The organism is Nonomuraea sp. NPDC050786, from assembly GCF_040654115.1.
Classification (GTDB): domain Bacteria; phylum Actinomycetota; class Actinomycetes; order Streptosporangiales; family Streptosporangiaceae; genus Nonomuraea.
The window spans coordinates 42,121-56,729 of the sequence record NZ_JBFAHJ010000019.1; the positions used below are offsets into that span (position 1 = coordinate 42,121).

Here is a 14,609-nt window from a genome sequence, read left to right on the forward strand (position 1 = left end):
GTTCCGGCTGCTCGAATCGCGGTGTGACTGATTCACGAAAGGGAACCGACAGCGGCCCGCCCATCGGCCGGCGGATGATGCTCTCGATGCTGGCCGCGGGCGCCGCCGGCCTGGTCGCGGCGCCCTACGTGCAGGGCGCTTGGGAGAAGGTCCTCGGCTCCGCCTCGCAGAACGATCCCACCGGACTGAGCGGGCTCCTACCCAACCCGGGCGGCTTCCGCTATTTCAGCGTCGCGGCCTCGGTACCGCACAAGGACAGGACCAACTATGAGCTGACAGTCGACGGTCTCGTGGACCGCCCCGCGACGTACACGCTCGACGCGTTGCGCGCGTTGCCGCAGACCAGGGTGGTGGGTGACGTGCGGTGCACCGACGGCTGGCGGGTCCCGCACACGCCCTTCGCGGGGGTGCTGCTCTCGCACCTCCTCGACCTGGCAGGGGTGCGACCCGAGGGCAAGGCGATCCGCTTCACCTGCTTCGACGGCGTCTACAGCGAGAGCCTGACGATCGAGCAGGCCCGCCGCCCCGACGTGCTGGTGGCCCTGGACATGCTGGACGCGCCGATCACCCACGACCACGGCGGCCCCGTACGGCTCTACGTCGCTCCCATGTACTTCTACAAGTCCGCCAAGTGGCTGTCCGGCATCACCGTCACCGACCAGGTCGTCCCGGGTTATTGGGAGGAGTACGGCTATGACGTCGACGGCTGGCTCGACCAGGCGGCCTGAGCCCTTGCTGCGGCGCTTCAGCCGGGCCGAGCGCCTGGTCCACCGGGCCACGGCCGGGCTCATGCTGCTCTGCGTCGGGGCGGCGGCCTGCCTGTACTTCCCGCCGCTGGCCCAGCTGGTCGGCCGCCGCCACCTGGTGGTCGTCGTCCACGAATGGTCGGGGCTGCTGCTGCCCGCGCCGGTCCTCCTCGGTCTCGCCTCGCGGGCGTTCCGCGCCGACCTGCGCAGGCTCAACCGGCTGGCGCCGTACGACCGGCAGTGGCTGCGCGCGGTAGGCAGGCGCGCGCCGGACCCGCGCCCGGCCGGCAAGTTCAACGCCGGGCAGAAGATCTACGCCGGCTGGATCTCCGGGGCCGTGCCGGTCATGACGTTCACCGGGCTGCTGATGTGGTTCACCGGGGTGCTGCCGGCGATCTCCCGGACGAGCGCGATCTTCGTGCACGACCTGACGGCCGTGGCGATCGCCGTCGTCGTGCTCGGGCACGTCCGGATGGCGTACCGGGACCCGGAGGCGCGGCGCGGGATGCGTACCGGGTTCGTGCGACTGGACTGGGCGAAGACGCATCACTCCAGGTGGGTAGCGGGCTCCGTGGACATCGGCGGAGATCCGTACGATCATCGGACTGGTCCTGGCCGGCTCCCAGATGTGACCGGAGGACGCGATGGCCGAGGCGAGGGTGTGGCCCGAGCTCGTGGGGCGGGCTGGTGAGATGTCCAGGATCGAGGCGGCGATCGCCGACGGCAACCGCCTCGTCCTCATCGACGGCGAGCCGGGCGTGGGCAAGACCCGGCTGCTGGAGTATCTGGTCGACCACGCACAGGCGGCCGGGCGCACCGTGCTCGCCGGCGGCGCGACCGAGTTCGAGCGGCTCGTCCCGTTCGGCATGTACGTGGACGCCTTCACCCGGCTCTCCGACGCCGCCCCGGGCACTCTGGCGGAGGCGGCGCTGCGCACCCTGTTATCCGCGGGCGAGGCCGACCAGCTGGATCGCTATCACACCTATCGCGGCATCCGAGCGCTCCTGGCCCACGTGGCCGACGGCCACGGCGCCGTGCTGGCGCTCGACGACCTGCACTGGGCGGACGCGCCGTCGCTGGAGCTGACCGAGTTCCTGCTGCGCCGCCCGCCGGCCGCCGGGTTACTGCTGGCGATCGCCTGCCGGTCGAGCATGATCCCGCCGGCGGTGTACGACGCCGTGGCCCGGCAGGATCCGCGGGTGATCAGGCTGAGCCTGGGCCCGCTCGACGAGGACGCGGCGGCGGCGCTGGTGCCGCCCGGCGTGGACGCGGGCCGCCGGCGGCTGATGTACCGGGTGAGCGGCGGCAACCCGCTCTTCCTGCGCGCGCTGCTCGATGCCGGCGACACGACGCTGGCGGAGCTGGCCGACGGCCGCCCGGGGGCGACGCTCGCCCTGGAGCAGACGCTGCTGGCGGTGCTGCGGCGGGAGCTGGACCGGCTCTCCCCGGTCGCCCGGCGGGCGGCCCACGCGGCGGCGGTCGCCGGGGAGCTCGCCTCGCTCGTCGTCATCTCCCACGTCGCCGAGCTCGACGCCCCGGCCGCCGCGAGCGCCGTGGACGAGCTGTGCCGTCAGGGTCTCGGCACGCTGGCGGGCGCGCGGTTCGCGTTCCGCCATCCCCTGGTACGCGCCGCCGCGTACGACACGTCCGGGGCGGGCTGGCGGGTCGCGGCCCATGCCCGGGTGGCCGACTACCTGCGCCGCACCGACGGTTCGCTGGCGCTGCTGGCCCACCACACCGAGCGGTGCGCGGAGCCCGGGGACGAGCGGGCGGCCAGGACGCTCGGCGACGCCGGCATCGCGTACCTGAACTCGGCGCCGGCCACCGCAGTGCGGCTGCTCCGCGAGGCCCTGCGCGTGCTGCCCGAACGCGACGACCTCGTGCCCTATCGGGGCCAGCTGCTCACCGGGCTGGCGCGGGGCACCGGCGTGATGGGCTCGCTGGCGGAGAGCCGGCGCCTCCTCCACGAGGTCATCCACCTGCCGCACGAGGTGGCCTCGGTGGCGGTGGCGTTCTCCTCCGTGGTCTCGCGCATGCTCGGCCGGCTGGACGAGGCGCGGGCCCTGGTGAGCGCGCAGATCCGCCGCGCGGGCCAGGACCGGCGGGTACGCGCGCAGCTCCTGCTCGAGCTGGCCGCCGTGGCGATGCTGCGGGCCGATCCCGAGGGGGCGCGGCTGCATGCGCGCGAAGCCCTGGGGCTGGTGTCGTGGGCGGCCGATCCGGAGCTCGGCGCGGCGGCGTACGCCATCCAGGCCCTGGCCTGCCTGCAGGACGGCGACCTCGCGGCGGCGCGGGCGCACAGCAAGCGGGCCGGGTGGCTGATGGACAGCGCCTCGGACACCACGCTGGTGCCGCACGTGGAGCTGGTCGCGCCGCTGTCCTGGAGCGAGATCTGCCTCCAGCGGCCCACGGCCGCTGAACGCCATCTGGCCAGGGGCATCGATCTGGCGACGATGTCCGGCCGCAGCTACGCGATGCCGTACCTGCTGATCAGCCAGGCCCAGCTGAAGGCCAGGGCCGGGCGGCTGACGGAGGCCATCGAGATCGCGGAGCACGCCGCCGCGGCCTCGGAGTACATCCGGAGCAGCGAGACGCTGGCCATGGCCCGATGCGTCATGCTGCTGCCGGTGCTGTGGCGCGACGGCGTCCAGCCGGCCATGGCGCTCGCCGACCGGCTCGCCGCCGACCGTCCCGGGTCGGCGTGGTGGCAGGCGATGGCGTACGTGGCCGTGGCCCAGGTCCGCCTGGCCGGCCGCGCCGAGCCCGGGTACCCGCTGCCGTCGGTCCTCACCCGCGACACCGACGTGGAGCGCCTGGCCGTGCAGTCGATCAGGGCCGGGGCGGACGGCGACGTCGGCGCCGCGCTCGCCCGGTCGGCCGCCGCGGTCGAGGCCGCCGGGGACCTTCCGTACCAGCTCGGCATCGCGTACGACGCCCGCGCCCGAGCGCTGAGCGGCCGGGACGACCTGGCCGGAGCCGTGGCCGCCGCGCAGATCGCCACCGAGCGGTTCGCCGAGAGCGGCGCGGTCGTCGAACGCGGCCTGGCCCATCAGTTTCTCGCCACCGTCCACAGCCGCATGGGGGACGTGGCGTCGTGCCACGACGAGATCGGCCGGGCCAAGGCCGCGTACAAGGAGTCGGGGGCCGACTGGCTCGCCGGCCAGCTGGCCCGGGTGGAGCGCCGGCTCGCCGCCCGGGGTCCGCGGCAGGCGGCGCGGGAGACGACGCTGACGGCGCGGGAGCGCCAGGTGGCCGAGCTCGTCAGCCAGGGGCTGACCAACCGGGAGGTGGCCGAGCGGCTCCAGGTCAGCCAGAAGACGGTGGAGACGCACGTGGCGCGCATCTTCAGCAAGTACGACGTGCGCTCCCGGGTGGCGCTGGCCCGGCGGCTGGCGAGCCCTTGATCGGCGAGCCACCGGGCCTGGCCGGCTGTCAGACGACGCCGAGGACGGCCTCGCGTGAGCGGGCGACGACGGCTGTGTCGTCGTCGACCGTGATGATCGGACGCTGGATGAGGATCGGGTGCGCGGCCAGCGCCTGGATCCATCGGCCCCGGTCGGCGTGGTCGCGTGGCCACTCTGCCAGTCCCAGCTCGGCCGCGACCGGCTCGCCGAGCCTGGTGATGTCCCACGGCTCCAGTCGCAGCCGCCGCAGCACCTCCTCCAGCTCCAGGACGCTCGGCGGGTCTTCCAGGTAACGGCGCACCGTGTACTCCGCCTGCTCGCCGTCCAGCAGCGACAGCGCCGACCGGCACTTGGAGCAGGCGGGGTTGATCCAGATCTCCACCGGGCTCAGCCTGCGATGGCCGTGAGCAGCACCAGGACCACGGTCACGACGGCGAGCACGCCATGGGCCACGACCACCGGCACCGGGAAGTTGCTCTCGGCCGGGGCCGACTGCTGGCCTGCGGGGACCGTGGCGCGTACGCGCCGGGTCGGGAGCCAGCGGGCCAGCATCGCGAAGCCGAGCGCGGCCACCGGCACCAGCAGGATCAGCGCGGTCCAGGCCAGGGCGTGGCTGTCGGTGATCAGGTAGGCGATCCACACCACGAGGCCGACGGCGGCCAGTGCGAAGTGGCCGAAGATGACCGGGACCGGCAGGCGGCTGCCGCTCCCCTGCTTGGCGCCGCCCCGGGACAGCCAGCCGGCGAGCATGTAGAAGCCCCCCAGCGCGGTGATGACCCACGTGACGAGTGCGGCGATTTCCATGGAACACCTCTTACTTCGTTTGACGGAAACCTTCGGCCTGGGCGTCCTCGTCGACCACGCGGACGCCGTAACGGAAGGCGAGCTTGCCGCCCAGATACCCAGCCACGGCGAGGACGACCAGGCTGGCGGCGTTAAGTGCGAGCATCCCCGGCTCCAGCCGGTCATCGGAGCGCCACAGGAAGTTGGCGGCGTAGGCGAGAGTCACCAGCAGGTTCAGGCCCATGTGGAGCACGGCGGTCCGGAAGGCAGGGGTGCCGGTGGGGATGGCGAACAGGTCGAGCGCGCCCACGCACGCCGCGGCCACGGCGCCGACCACCCCGATGGCGATCAACCAGCGCGCCCCCTGAACCAGGGAGGCCGGATCGCGTACGAGCTGGGCGGCGATATCGAACACCAGGCTGGACACCCAGGCCCCGATGGGCACGGTGACCAGGATCGGGTGGTACGGGTGCCCGTACGGTCCGGCCAACGCCGGGCTCACCGGCTTCTTGGCAGCATCCACGACAACTGTCCCTCTCCAGCGGAGTTTCGCTAATCAATGTTGGTCTTATTCGTGCGGAGCCGTCAAGCCAGCGGTTATCGCCCGTGGATTTTGGAGGTATTTTGACTGGGTGACCACCAACGACGTCGCGATCGTCAGCGTCCTGGGCGAGGAGTCGCGCCGGGAGATGTTCGACTTCGTCCGCCGGGCAGGCCGTGCCGTCACCCGCGACGAGGCCGCCGCCAGCGTGGGCATCTCCCGCAAGCTGGCCGCGTTCCACCTGGACAAGCTGGTCGCGGCGGGGCTGCTGCGCGCCGACTACGCGGCTCCGGAGGGCGTGCGCAAGGTGGGCCGCCGGCCCAAGGTCTACCTTCCCGGCGACGCCGAGATCCGGGTCACCATCCCGGAGCGCCGGCACGCGTTCCTCGCCGACCTCTTCCTGGACGCCGTCCTGACCCAGCGCGAGGGCGAGACAGGCGGTGAGGCGGCGATCAGGACCGCCCGGCAGCGCGGGCACCGCCTGGGCAGCGACGAGCGCGACCGGTCCCGCCCGGGCAGGCTCGGCGCGGAGCGCGCCCTGACCTTCTGCCAGCACCTGCTCGAACAGCACGGCTTCGAGCCCTACCGGACCGGCCCCACGGACATCCGCCTGCGCAACTGCCCGTTCCACCCGCTCGCCGCCAAGGCCCCCGACCTGGTCTGCGGCATGAACCACGGCTTCCTGGCGGGCTACCTCGACGGGCTCCAGGCGACCGGCGTCGAAGCGGTCCTGGACCCCCGGCCCGGGGAGTGCTGCGTCCGCCTGACGCGCCCCCTGGACGAGTAGGGCCCGGCCCCGGTCATGCCGGCGGTGGGACGAGGAGCGCTTCGGCGCCGATCGGGACGTAGCCCGCGGCGAGGAAGGCCCGCACGCTCGCGGCGTTGCCCGGGGCGATCTGGGCCCAGAGCGGGTCCGCGGTGAGCTGCCGGGCCGCGCGGGCGAGGGTCCGGCCCAGCCCGCGTCCCCGGTCGCCGGGATCCACCTCGATCGCGACCTCCCATCGCCCGGCCACGCCCCGCCCGATGACCAGAAGCCCTCCGGAGCACGTCCAGACGCGTACGTCGTCGCGGTGGCGGCGGGCACGTTCGACGCGTGGATGGGCCGCGTCCGTGACCTCGACCAGCTCGATCGGCGGGCGACCGGCGCAGGGGGCGGCAAGGGCGAGCAGGTCGATGCCGCCGACCCGGCGCCCCAGACGCTCTTCCAGCTCTCTGAGGAACGGCGGGTTGAGCGGCGCCGACAGGTCGCCGTCGGGGAGCCGGGACCGGATCCAGTCCTCGTCGAGATCGGCGAAGATCACGCTGTGGGCGGTGAAGGCGATCACTCCCGCGTCACGCGCCGACGGCTGCGGCACGATGGTGGGCCCGGCCCCCGGCCGGGGTGGCTGCCCGGCGGCCGCGGCGGTGAGGACATCACGCAGGGAGGTCACCGAGGAACGGTAGCCACCCGTGGACCCGCTTCTCAAGGGCGAGCTCGTACGCTGGTCCCGAGTCCAGCGCGGGGAGGGCGGCGGAGTCATGCGATACCGGCGAGCGGTGGAGCGGCTGCGGCAGCTCGCCCAGGCGTGCGAGCAGACCCGGCGGGTGCCGGCCGACCAGCCGTTCCTGCGCGAGGCCCACGTCTTCGGCGACCTGCTGTCCGGAGCCGACCCGATCGATCACCTCGAGATCGTCCTGGTGCTGAACCTCCCGCCGGAGGAGGTGAGCTGGGGCACGCATCCGCCGGGCACCGCGTGGCTGGTCGACTTCCTGCGGCTGGACCAGGGCGGGATAGCGTACTGGTGGCGCTCCCATCAGGACCCCGTGCCGAACCACCGCATCCATGAGCCGGTCCGGTTCTGGTCTCTCGACGGCCCGGACAAGGGGGTGCTCGACGCGCTCGCCGAGCGCCGCTTCGACCTGCTGCGCGGGACGGCGCCCCAGCCCCAGGAGCGCGCACCGGCCGCAGGGGAGCTGGAGGCCGCACTGGAGCATCTGCGGGCCGTACGCGACTCGTACTGGGACCGCCAGTGGCGCAGGCGGCATCGCAGCCTGAGCCGGTATCCCGAGCATCACCTGTGGGAGGCCGTGCAGGGCTACCTGGACCTGCTCGACGCCCGCGACGCCGGCGACGAATGATCGATCACCTCGGGGGCAGGAGAGTCATATGAACAGCTCTTCAGGTGAGCGCGTCGTGTCGGTGGACGGCTGCGCCGTGCGCGTGGTCGACGCCGAGCGGGTCACCGCCGTGTGCGAGCGAATGCCGTCGGCCGGTGATCTGGCCGACACCGCCGACGTCTTCGGACTGCTGTCCGATCCGAACCGGTTGCGGCTGCTGGTGGCGCTCCTGGACGGCGAGCTGTGCGTGTGCGACCTGGCCGCCGTGACCGGGCAGAGCGAGTCCGCCGTCTCCCACGCCCTGCGGCTGCTGCGCGCCCACCGCATCGTCGTCGCCAGGCGCACCGGGCGGATGGCGTACTACCGGCTGGCCGACCCGCACGTACGGATGCTGCTCGACCTGGCGCTCGCCCACACCGAGCACACCGAGGCCGTCCATCCCGAACGCGACGGGAACGCCTGACGGCCGTTGGAGTGGTGACCCTGAGGATGCTCTCAGGGTCACTTCAGGGGATTCCCCGACGCCCGGGTACGCCCGGATGACCCAGACTTGGGGGTCATGGGGATGAAGAGAGCGGGCATGCTCGCGGGGATTGTCGGCCTCGCCGCGCTGTTGACCGGGTGCGGCCTCGGCGGCCCGCTTGACTCGGAGAGCGCGTCGTACGACGTGACCGACAAGGTCGCGGGAGTGCGGGTGGAGGCCGACGCCGGCACCGTCGAGGTGGTGGAGTCGGACCGCACGGGCATCCGGGTGACCGAGCAGCTCAGCTGGCGCAAGACCAAGCCGGAGACCAGTCACGAGGTCGAGGGCGACACGCTGGCGCTGGCCTTCAAGTGCGCCAACACCTGGGGGCTGGGCAGCGCCGCCAGCAGCTGTGAGGTGAGCTACAAGGTGGAGGTGCCCAAGGGGCTCCGCGTCGATGTCCGCTCCGACTCCGGGGACCTGACGCTGAAGGGACTGTCCGGCGAGCTCAAGGCCCGCACCGACTCCGGGGCGATCGAGGCCGACGGTCTGGCGGCCAGGCAGGTGGAGGCGGGGACCGACTCGGGCGATGTCGACCTGGCCTTCGGCGGACAGCCCGACAAGGTCGTGACCTCCTCGGACTCCGGCAACATAGCGATCCACGTGCCGCAGGGGCCGTACAACGTCGTCGCGAAGACCGACTCGGGTGGCAAGCGCATCACGGCGGCCACCGACCCCTCGGCGGCCCGGCAGATCCGGCTGACCAGTGACTCCGGCGACCTGGCGGTCGTCGACCGCTGACGGCGCGATGACTTTCCCCGCGGGCGCGGGTCATACTCCCGACAGTGGACCACTGGAGGAGCCATGACGACCACGCACACGCTCGACATCGCGGGCGGGCGCCTGCACTACGAGGTACGCGGCTCGGGCGCGACGCCGCTGCTGGTGATGGGCTCGCCGATGGCCGCGGCGTTCTTCGCGCCGCTGGCCGAGGCGCTGGCGGAGCACTACACCGTGGTGACGCACGACCCGCGGGGCATCTCGGGCAGCGTGCTCGACGACCCCGCGCAGGACTCCACCCCCGAGCTGCGCGCCGACGACGTGGCCGCGCTCATGGACGCCCTGGGCGCCGACTCCGCGGACGTCTTCGGCAGCAGCGGCGGCGCGGTGACCGGGCTGGCTCTCGTGGCCCGCCACCCTCAGCGGGTCCGTACGCTCGTCGCCCACGAGGCGCCCCTCCTTGAGCTCCTTCCCGACGCGGCCGAGCAGCGCGCCGCGGTCGACGACATCGTCGAGACCTTCCACCGGGAGGGCATGGACGCCGCCTTCGCCACGTTCATGGCCCAGGCCGGGTTCACCGGCGCCACCCAGGGGCCTCCCGTGGAGCCGTCGGAGCAGATGGCGGCCGACAGCAGGCGCTTCTTCGCCCACGAGATCCGCGGCACGACCCGCTACGTGCCCGACATCGCCGCGCTGAAGGCCGCCCCTGGCCGCATCGTGGTGGGCGTCGGCGCCGAATCGGGCGGGACGAGCCCGTACCGGACCTCCGAGGCGCTGGCCGGGCTGCTCGGCACCACCCCTGCGGTTTTCCCCGGCGACCACGGCGGCTTCATCGGCCACCCGGAGGAGTTCGCGGAGGTCCTGCGGAAGGTGCTGAGCGGCTGAGCCCTCTCGGGAAGAGAGCCCGTGACCCGGGAGTTGGGAAAGATGGATCTCCTGGGAGGGCTGATGAGCAAGCGGGCACTGGTGCTGGGTGGCGGCGGGGTCGCCGGGATCGCGTGGATGACGGGCGTGCTCGCGGCGCTCGCCGACGGCGGCGTGGACGTGACGGGCGCCGATCGCGTCGTCGGCACGTCGGCGGGCTCGGCGGTGGCCGCCCAGATCACCAGCGGCGTGCCGCTCCCCACCCTGCTCGAGCGGCAGATCGACCCCGCGCGGCTGACGCTCGAGCTGCCCAGCGGGGTACGGATCGACGAGCTGTGGGTGAAGCTCCAGGAGATCTACGAGAGCACGCCCGACCCGGCCGAGGTACGACGGAAGATCGGCGCGCTGGCGCTCGCCGCCGACACGATCAGCGAGGCCAGGCGGCGAGAGGTGATCGAGGGCCGGCTCCCGGTGCACGAGTGGCCGGAGCGGGACCTGGTGATCGTGGCGGTGGAGGCGGTCAGCGGCGAGCCCACGCTGTTCGCTCCCGGGTCCGGGGTGGGGCTGGTCGACGCGGTGGCGGCCAGCTGCGCGGTGCCCGGCGTATGGCCGTGCGTGACCATCGACGGGGTCCGGTACATGGACGGCGGCGTGCGTTCGAGCACCAACGCCGACCTCGCGGCCGGGTTCGACCGGGTGCTGGTGCTGGCGCCGATGGCCGACGTCGGCGAGCCGGCCTGGGCCGAGCTGGACGGCAGGGTCGAGGTGATCGAGCCGGACGCGGACTCGCTGGCCGCGTTCGGCACCGACCCGCTCGACCCGGAGGTCCGCACGCCCGGCGGCAAGGCGGGTTACGCCCAGGGCCGAGCCGTCGCCTCCCGCATCGCGGCCCTCTGGGCTTGAACCTCCCGTGGCGGGAGGTCCTACGGTCGGCGCGTGACCGCAGACAGGCGTCGATGAACCATCGGAGAGCCGGCCAAGGCCACGGGAGGAAATCCGGCGTGACGCGGTAATCCGGGGGCGTTCGGAGGGACTACTGGATGTGGACGATCCCGAAGAACGATTCACCGAGCTCTACGACCGGCATTACCGGAGCGTGCTGGGCTATGCCCTGCTGCGGGCCGAGCGCGACACGGCCGAGGACGTCTCCAGCGAGACGTTCCTCGTGGCCTGGCGGCGGCTCGACCAGCTGCCCGAGCCGCCGCTGCCCTGGCTGCTCGGCGTGGCCAGGAACCTGCTGGCCAAGCAGCGCGACTCGCACCACCGGCGCCAGGCGCTGGTCGATCGGATAGCCGCGCTCAGCGGGGATCAGGTGGGCGGGGACGTCGCCGAGCACGTCATCGACAGGGAGACGGCCCTGGCCGCGCTGTCGGGCCTGCCGGAGCAGGACGTGGAGGCGATGGTGTTCGCCACCTGGTACGGCCTGCCGCCCGAGCAGGCGGCCGCCGTCATGGGGTGTTCGGTCCGCACGTACAACGTCAGGCTGCACCGCGCCCGCAAACGCCTGAACCAGGCGCTTCGCCTCGAGGTCCGCAGCACCCGATGGGGAGGATGAGATGACCGACCGCATGTTCGCCGAGCTCAGGCCGGCGAAGCTCGACGAGCTCACCGAGGACGCCTACCGGCGGCGCCGCTCGGCCGACCTGGCCCGCGCCTTCGCCACGCCCCGGCCATCGCGTCGCTTGCGGCGGCCGTTCCTGCTGGTGGCGGGGACCCTGGCGGCGGGGCTCGCCGCGGCCGCCACCGTGGTGGCCGTCTCCGGCGAGAGCGCCGCACCTCCGAAGGCCCCCCAGCAGCGGGTCGTCGCCCAGCCGGTCAACGCCCGCTCGTTCCTGCTGGCGGCGGCCACGACCGCGATGCGGGAGCCGGTCGGGTCCGGCCGCTACTGGTACGTCCGCGAGCGCACCTTCCAGAAGGTGCACAACGTGCCGGGCGAGTACCTGGCCCAGATCAAGGCCCTGACCGCGGAGCAGGCGAAGGCCGAGCGGGACCTCAAGGGCGATCCCGAACGGCTCGCCGCGGCCAAGAAGGAGTTCGAACGGAAGATCAAGGAGCTGAAGACGTCCGAGCTCTCGTACACGGCGTACGCGGCCGACACCCGCGAGACGTGGCGGGCCATGGAGAAGGGCGGGCAAGGTCGCTCGGTGAGCAACCAGGACGCGCGGGTCACGTTCGGCTCGCCCCAGGACGAGGCGGCCTGGCGGGCGGCGGGCTCGCCCGAGCTGGGGGATCCCAAGACCCGGGCGACGGCCGACAGCACCGACCGGATCCTGTCCATCGACAACCCCAGCCTGACCCTGCAGAACGTCCGCGACCTGCCCACCGGCGAAGCCGGGCTGCGCCGGGAGCTGGACGCGCTCTGGAAGCGCAGCCCGAACACGGCACAGGTCGGCAAGCCCGCCTACCTGTGGCAGACCGGAGTGGACCTGATGACCGCGCCGATCAGGCCGGGCACCCGGTCCGCGCTCTTCAAGATCCTGGCCGACCAGCCGGGCATCACGTCGCAGGGAGAGTCCTCGGACGCGCTGGGGCGCACAGGGGTCGCCCTGTCCGCGCCCTCGGCCGACGGCATCGACTTCCGGCTGATCATCGACGGCGACACGGCCGAGCTGCTGCAGTACGAGGTCGTGGAGAAGGGGCAGCCGCTGCTGCGGGTGGCGCTGGAGCAGCTCGGCTGGAGCGACTCGTCCGACCAGCGGCCGAAGGGGTGAGGCTCAGCCGAGCCGCACGGTGACGGTCCTCGAGGCGCCCTCCTGACCGGTCAGCCCGCCGAACGTGAGCGTGGAGCCGGTCAGGCGGGCGTCGCCGCCGATCAGCCCGGCGACCGGCCGCGCCCACGTCACGGCCAGCTCGTCGAGGTCGCACCGGGGATCCGACACGCTCACCGTGGCCGTGCCTCCGCCTTCGCGCACCAGCACCGCGCAGGGGGCGGAGGCCGTCAGCCCGCCGGCGCTCCCGGCCTGCCAGAAGTTGGCCGCGGTGATCCCCAGCGCGGGCACGTGGACGGCCTGGACGCGGGCGGTGTTGGCGAGGACGCGCACCCTCCCGGTGCCGGCGGCCCTGCGGCGGGTCTCCTCCCGGCTCGCGCCGGGCAGGAGCAGGTAGACGTATCCGGCCGAGCGGGGGTCCACGCCGTGGTCGAGCCAGAGCGTCACGTAGTCGCGGGTCACGCCGCCGCCGGTGCGCCGCTCGCGCAGCGTGCGGAACGGCCGGCGGACGACGTAGCCGCCGTGGCCGTCCAGGTGGGCCCAGCCCTCCTCGACCGTCAGAGCAGCGCCGGTCCTGCGGTTGTCCACGACCGTCTCGACGGGCACGCCGTCCGCCGCGGTGATGCCCGCCCCCAGGCACACGATCGCGTCGTCGAGGAAGAACCAGGACTTGAACGCCTCCAGCGTGCTCTCCAGCCCGTTCAGATGCTGGCCGACGGTCGCGTACGTGCCGTCGGTCGCCCCGCCGACCCAGCGCCCCGGCGGGCACGTGTCGCCCCAGGCCGCACCCGCGCCGTCGGGCAGCCTGCGCGTGGAGACGGTCGTGCCGGGCAGCCGGTAGGGGTCCACCGTGGGCCAGAAGGAGTCGGAGTACTGGTCGCCATGGCCCCCGGCCCACCAGTAGAGCATTCCCGAGCCGGTGTGCCAGCCGCGCGGGTTCTCGCCGTTGCCGTGCTCGTAGTGGCCGATCCTGGCCGAGGCCATGCTGAGCGCCGCGCACCAGCCCGGCCGGCGGTGCACGGCCCTGGCGCTCATCGGCAGCAGCCGGTGCCCGGCGGGCTCCGGCGCCGCGGGGACGGTGTCGTCGTTCATGATCGCGGCCAGCCGGGCGTGGAACGCGGGCTCGGGATGCTCCAGCATCGGCCGGTACGTGTCGCGCGCCGCCCAGCCCTTGACCATGGCGTGCCAGCGGGCCCGCTCGGCGGCCGAGGCGCCCTCCCCCAGCAGCAGGATCGCCGCGGCGATCTCCCGCCCCTTCTCGTGGTCGCCGAACGGCCTCCTGCCGACGCCCCTGCCGCGGACCAGGTCCATGCAGGCGCCGTCCAGGACGAAGGGGGCGAACGACCGCTCGACCATGTCGAAGACGTTCTGATCGGCGACCTCCCAGGGCGAGTCCCTGAGCACCGCGAAGAGCGTGGCCAGCCCCGACAGCAGCGTCACCCCGTAGGCCCCCTGGTAAGGCACGTACGTGTGCTGGATGAACGACCCGTCCCGGTAAAACCCGTCGCCCTCCCGGACGAGCCGGAACACCGGCGCGAGCGCGGAGACCGCCAGCGCGGCCCTGTCGTGGTCGGATCCGAGCATGGCCCGCAGCAGCATCACCACGCACAGGTCCACGCGGTTGGCCCCGGTGCTGGTGCCGCTGTAGCCGTCGAGCCGGCGCTCCGGGACGAAGTGGTCGACCGCCTCCCGCAGCGCCGCGCTCTGCGGTTCGGGCAGATCGACCAGCACGGCCGTGTCGAGCAGCGCCTTCGGCACGCCGATCTGCCAGTGCCACCAGTTGCCCACCGGGTCGGCGCCCGCCGCGTACACGTGCCGCCGGTAGTGGTCCACGCCTGCCACGACGGCCGCCGCCAGGCCCGGCTCGCCGGCCAGGCCGGTGCCCTCCAGCACGTACGCGTGCGCCATGTCACGCAGCCGCCGCGGCGTCGCCACGAAGGACGGGAACGCCTGGTCCGGCCAGAGCGAGGCGCGGCCGGGGGCCATGGTGTCGCGACAGCGGGCGGCCCTCCTGCCCAGCTGGGCCAGCCAGGTCCGGTACGGCTCCACGGCCGCGTCGTAGCCTGCCCCTGCCGTGACCTCCCGCCAGCGGCGGCGTAATCGGATGAACGAGTCGTCGGGCGTGTGGGCCGCCTCGGCAGGCAGCAGCGCGCCGAGCGCCCCTGCCGCGGTCACCCCGCCGAGCCGCAGGAACGAGCGCCTGGTTGGCCGGTGCACGCCTCG

The 14,609-nt window shown here is 73.3% G+C and carries 16 protein-coding genes; 11 read left to right on the top strand and 5 right to left on the bottom strand.

Annotated elements, in window-relative coordinates:
* The first annotated feature begins 23 nt into the window (after window positions 1–23).
* Genes AB0H84_RS30050 through AB0H84_RS30060 form a run of 3 tightly spaced genes read left to right on the top strand, consistent with a single transcriptional unit; the run spans window position 24 to window position 4,150 of the window.
* Window positions 24–728, top strand: a complete 705-nt coding sequence (locus tag AB0H84_RS30050; RefSeq protein WP_357611361.1) for a molybdopterin-dependent oxidoreductase — start codon at window positions 24–26, stop codon at window positions 726–728.
* Complete coding sequence (locus tag AB0H84_RS30055) at window positions 694–1,437, top strand: cytochrome b/b6 domain-containing protein (RefSeq protein WP_357611364.1); 744 nt, start codon at window positions 694–696, stop codon at window positions 1,435–1,437. The genes AB0H84_RS30050 and AB0H84_RS30055 overlap by 35 nt, the downstream gene beginning before the upstream one ends.
* Entirely contained in the window at window positions 1,391–4,150 is a 2,760-nt protein-coding gene (locus tag AB0H84_RS30060; protein WP_357611367.1) for an AAA family ATPase, read from the top strand. The genes AB0H84_RS30055 and AB0H84_RS30060 overlap by 47 nt, the downstream gene beginning before the upstream one ends.
* Window positions 4,151–4,178: 28 nt before the next feature.
* On the opposite strand, the gene AB0H84_RS30065 is transcribed toward AB0H84_RS30060, so the two are convergent.
* Genes AB0H84_RS30065 through AB0H84_RS30075 form a run of 3 tightly spaced genes read right to left on the bottom strand, consistent with a single transcriptional unit; the run spans window position 4,179 to window position 5,456 of the window.
* Window positions 4,179–4,532 carry an ArsC/Spx/MgsR family protein gene (locus AB0H84_RS30065; protein ID WP_357611369.1) on the bottom strand — a complete coding sequence of 118 codons (354 nt, stop codon included), beginning with the start codon at window positions 4,530–4,532 and terminating at the stop codon, window positions 4,179–4,181.
* Between the two features lie 5 nt (window positions 4,533–4,537).
* Window positions 4,538–4,954 carry a hypothetical protein gene (locus AB0H84_RS30070; RefSeq protein ID WP_357611372.1) on the bottom strand — a complete coding sequence of 139 codons (417 nt, stop codon included), beginning with the start codon at window positions 4,952–4,954 and terminating at the stop codon, window positions 4,538–4,540.
* 10 nt (window positions 4,955–4,964) lie between these two features.
* The gene (locus AB0H84_RS30075) at window positions 4,965–5,456 is read right to left on the bottom strand and encodes a DUF2231 domain-containing protein (RefSeq protein ID WP_357611375.1); all 492 of its coding nucleotides are present in this window, start codon (window positions 5,454–5,456) and stop codon (window positions 4,965–4,967) included.
* Between the two features lie 109 nt (window positions 5,457–5,565).
* Here AB0H84_RS30075 and AB0H84_RS30080 point away from each other — a divergent pair, with 109 nt between their 5' ends.
* Window positions 5,566–6,261, top strand: a complete 696-nt coding sequence (locus AB0H84_RS30080) for a transcriptional regulator (protein ID WP_357611378.1) — start codon at window positions 5,566–5,568, stop codon at window positions 6,259–6,261.
* Between the two features lie 13 nt (window positions 6,262–6,274).
* Here AB0H84_RS30080 and AB0H84_RS30085 read toward each other — a convergent pair whose 3' ends face one another.
* A complete protein-coding gene (locus AB0H84_RS30085; protein ID WP_357611380.1) occupies window positions 6,275–6,904 on the bottom strand; it encodes a GNAT family N-acetyltransferase in 630 nt (209 codons plus the stop codon).
* A gap of 19 nt (window positions 6,905–6,923) precedes the next feature.
* Here AB0H84_RS30085 and AB0H84_RS30090 point away from each other — a divergent pair, with 19 nt between their 5' ends.
* The 7 genes from AB0H84_RS30090 (at window position 6,924) to AB0H84_RS30120 (ending at window position 12,389) form a co-directional block, all read left to right on the top strand.
* On the top strand, window positions 6,924–7,592 hold the full coding sequence (locus tag AB0H84_RS30090) for a hypothetical protein (RefSeq protein ID WP_357611382.1): 669 nt from the start codon (window positions 6,924–6,926) through the stop codon (window positions 7,590–7,592).
* A gap of 28 nt (window positions 7,593–7,620) precedes the next feature.
* Window positions 7,621–8,034 carry a metalloregulator ArsR/SmtB family transcription factor gene (locus AB0H84_RS30095; protein WP_357611385.1) on the top strand — a complete coding sequence of 138 codons (414 nt, stop codon included), beginning with the start codon at window positions 7,621–7,623 and terminating at the stop codon, window positions 8,032–8,034.
* Between the two features lie 96 nt (window positions 8,035–8,130).
* Window positions 8,131–8,835, top strand: a complete 705-nt coding sequence (locus tag AB0H84_RS30100; RefSeq protein WP_357611387.1) for a DUF4097 family beta strand repeat-containing protein — start codon at window positions 8,131–8,133, stop codon at window positions 8,833–8,835.
* Window positions 8,836–8,898: 63 nt separating this feature from the next.
* Window positions 8,899–9,699, top strand: a complete 801-nt coding sequence (locus AB0H84_RS30105) for an alpha/beta hydrolase (protein ID WP_357611389.1) — start codon at window positions 8,899–8,901, stop codon at window positions 9,697–9,699.
* A gap of 63 nt (window positions 9,700–9,762) precedes the next feature.
* Entirely contained in the window at window positions 9,763–10,581 is an 819-nt protein-coding gene (locus tag AB0H84_RS30110) for a patatin-like phospholipase family protein (RefSeq protein WP_357611392.1), read from the top strand.
* 139 nt (window positions 10,582–10,720) lie between these two features.
* On the top strand, window positions 10,721–11,233 hold the full coding sequence (locus AB0H84_RS30115; protein ID WP_357611395.1) for a sigma-70 family RNA polymerase sigma factor: 513 nt from the start codon (window positions 10,721–10,723) through the stop codon (window positions 11,231–11,233).
* Between the two features lies 1 nt (window position 11,234).
* The gene (locus AB0H84_RS30120; protein ID WP_357611397.1) at window positions 11,235–12,389 is read left to right on the top strand and encodes a CU044_5270 family protein; all 1,155 of its coding nucleotides are present in this window, start codon (window positions 11,235–11,237) and stop codon (window positions 12,387–12,389) included.
* Window positions 12,390–12,392: 3 nt separating this feature from the next.
* Here the strand turns inward: AB0H84_RS30120 and AB0H84_RS30125 are convergent, their stop codons facing one another.
* Window positions 12,393–14,603, bottom strand: coding sequence for a polysaccharide lyase 8 family protein (locus AB0H84_RS30125; protein WP_357611399.1), 2,211 nt, complete (start codon window positions 14,601–14,603; stop codon window positions 12,393–12,395).
* Window positions 14,604–14,609: the final 6 nt, after the last annotated feature.

Excerpts from the sequence above, each read along its gene's own strand:
- AB0H84_RS30055 (WP_357611364.1), top strand. The coding sequence starts at position 694 with ATGACGTCGACGGCTGGCTCGACCAGGCGGCCTGAGCCCTTGCTGCGG.
- AB0H84_RS30060 (WP_357611367.1), top strand. The coding sequence starts at position 1,391 with ATGGCCGAGGCGAGGGTGTGGCCCGAGCTCGTGGGGCGGGCTGGTGAG.
- AB0H84_RS30070 (WP_357611372.1), bottom strand. The coding sequence starts at position 4,954 with ATGGAAATCGCCGCACTCGTCACGTGGGTCATCACCGCGCTGGGGGGC.
- AB0H84_RS30095 (WP_357611385.1), top strand. The coding sequence starts at position 7,621 with ATGAACAGCTCTTCAGGTGAGCGCGTCGTGTCGGTGGACGGCTGCGCC.
- AB0H84_RS30100 (WP_357611387.1), top strand. The coding sequence starts at position 8,131 with ATGGGGATGAAGAGAGCGGGCATGCTCGCGGGGATTGTCGGCCTCGCC.
- AB0H84_RS30105 (WP_357611389.1), top strand. The coding sequence starts at position 8,899 with ATGACGACCACGCACACGCTCGACATCGCGGGCGGGCGCCTGCACTAC.
- AB0H84_RS30110 (WP_357611392.1), top strand. The coding sequence starts at position 9,763 with ATGAGCAAGCGGGCACTGGTGCTGGGTGGCGGCGGGGTCGCCGGGATC.
- AB0H84_RS30120 (WP_357611397.1), top strand. The coding sequence starts at position 11,235 with ATGACCGACCGCATGTTCGCCGAGCTCAGGCCGGCGAAGCTCGACGAG.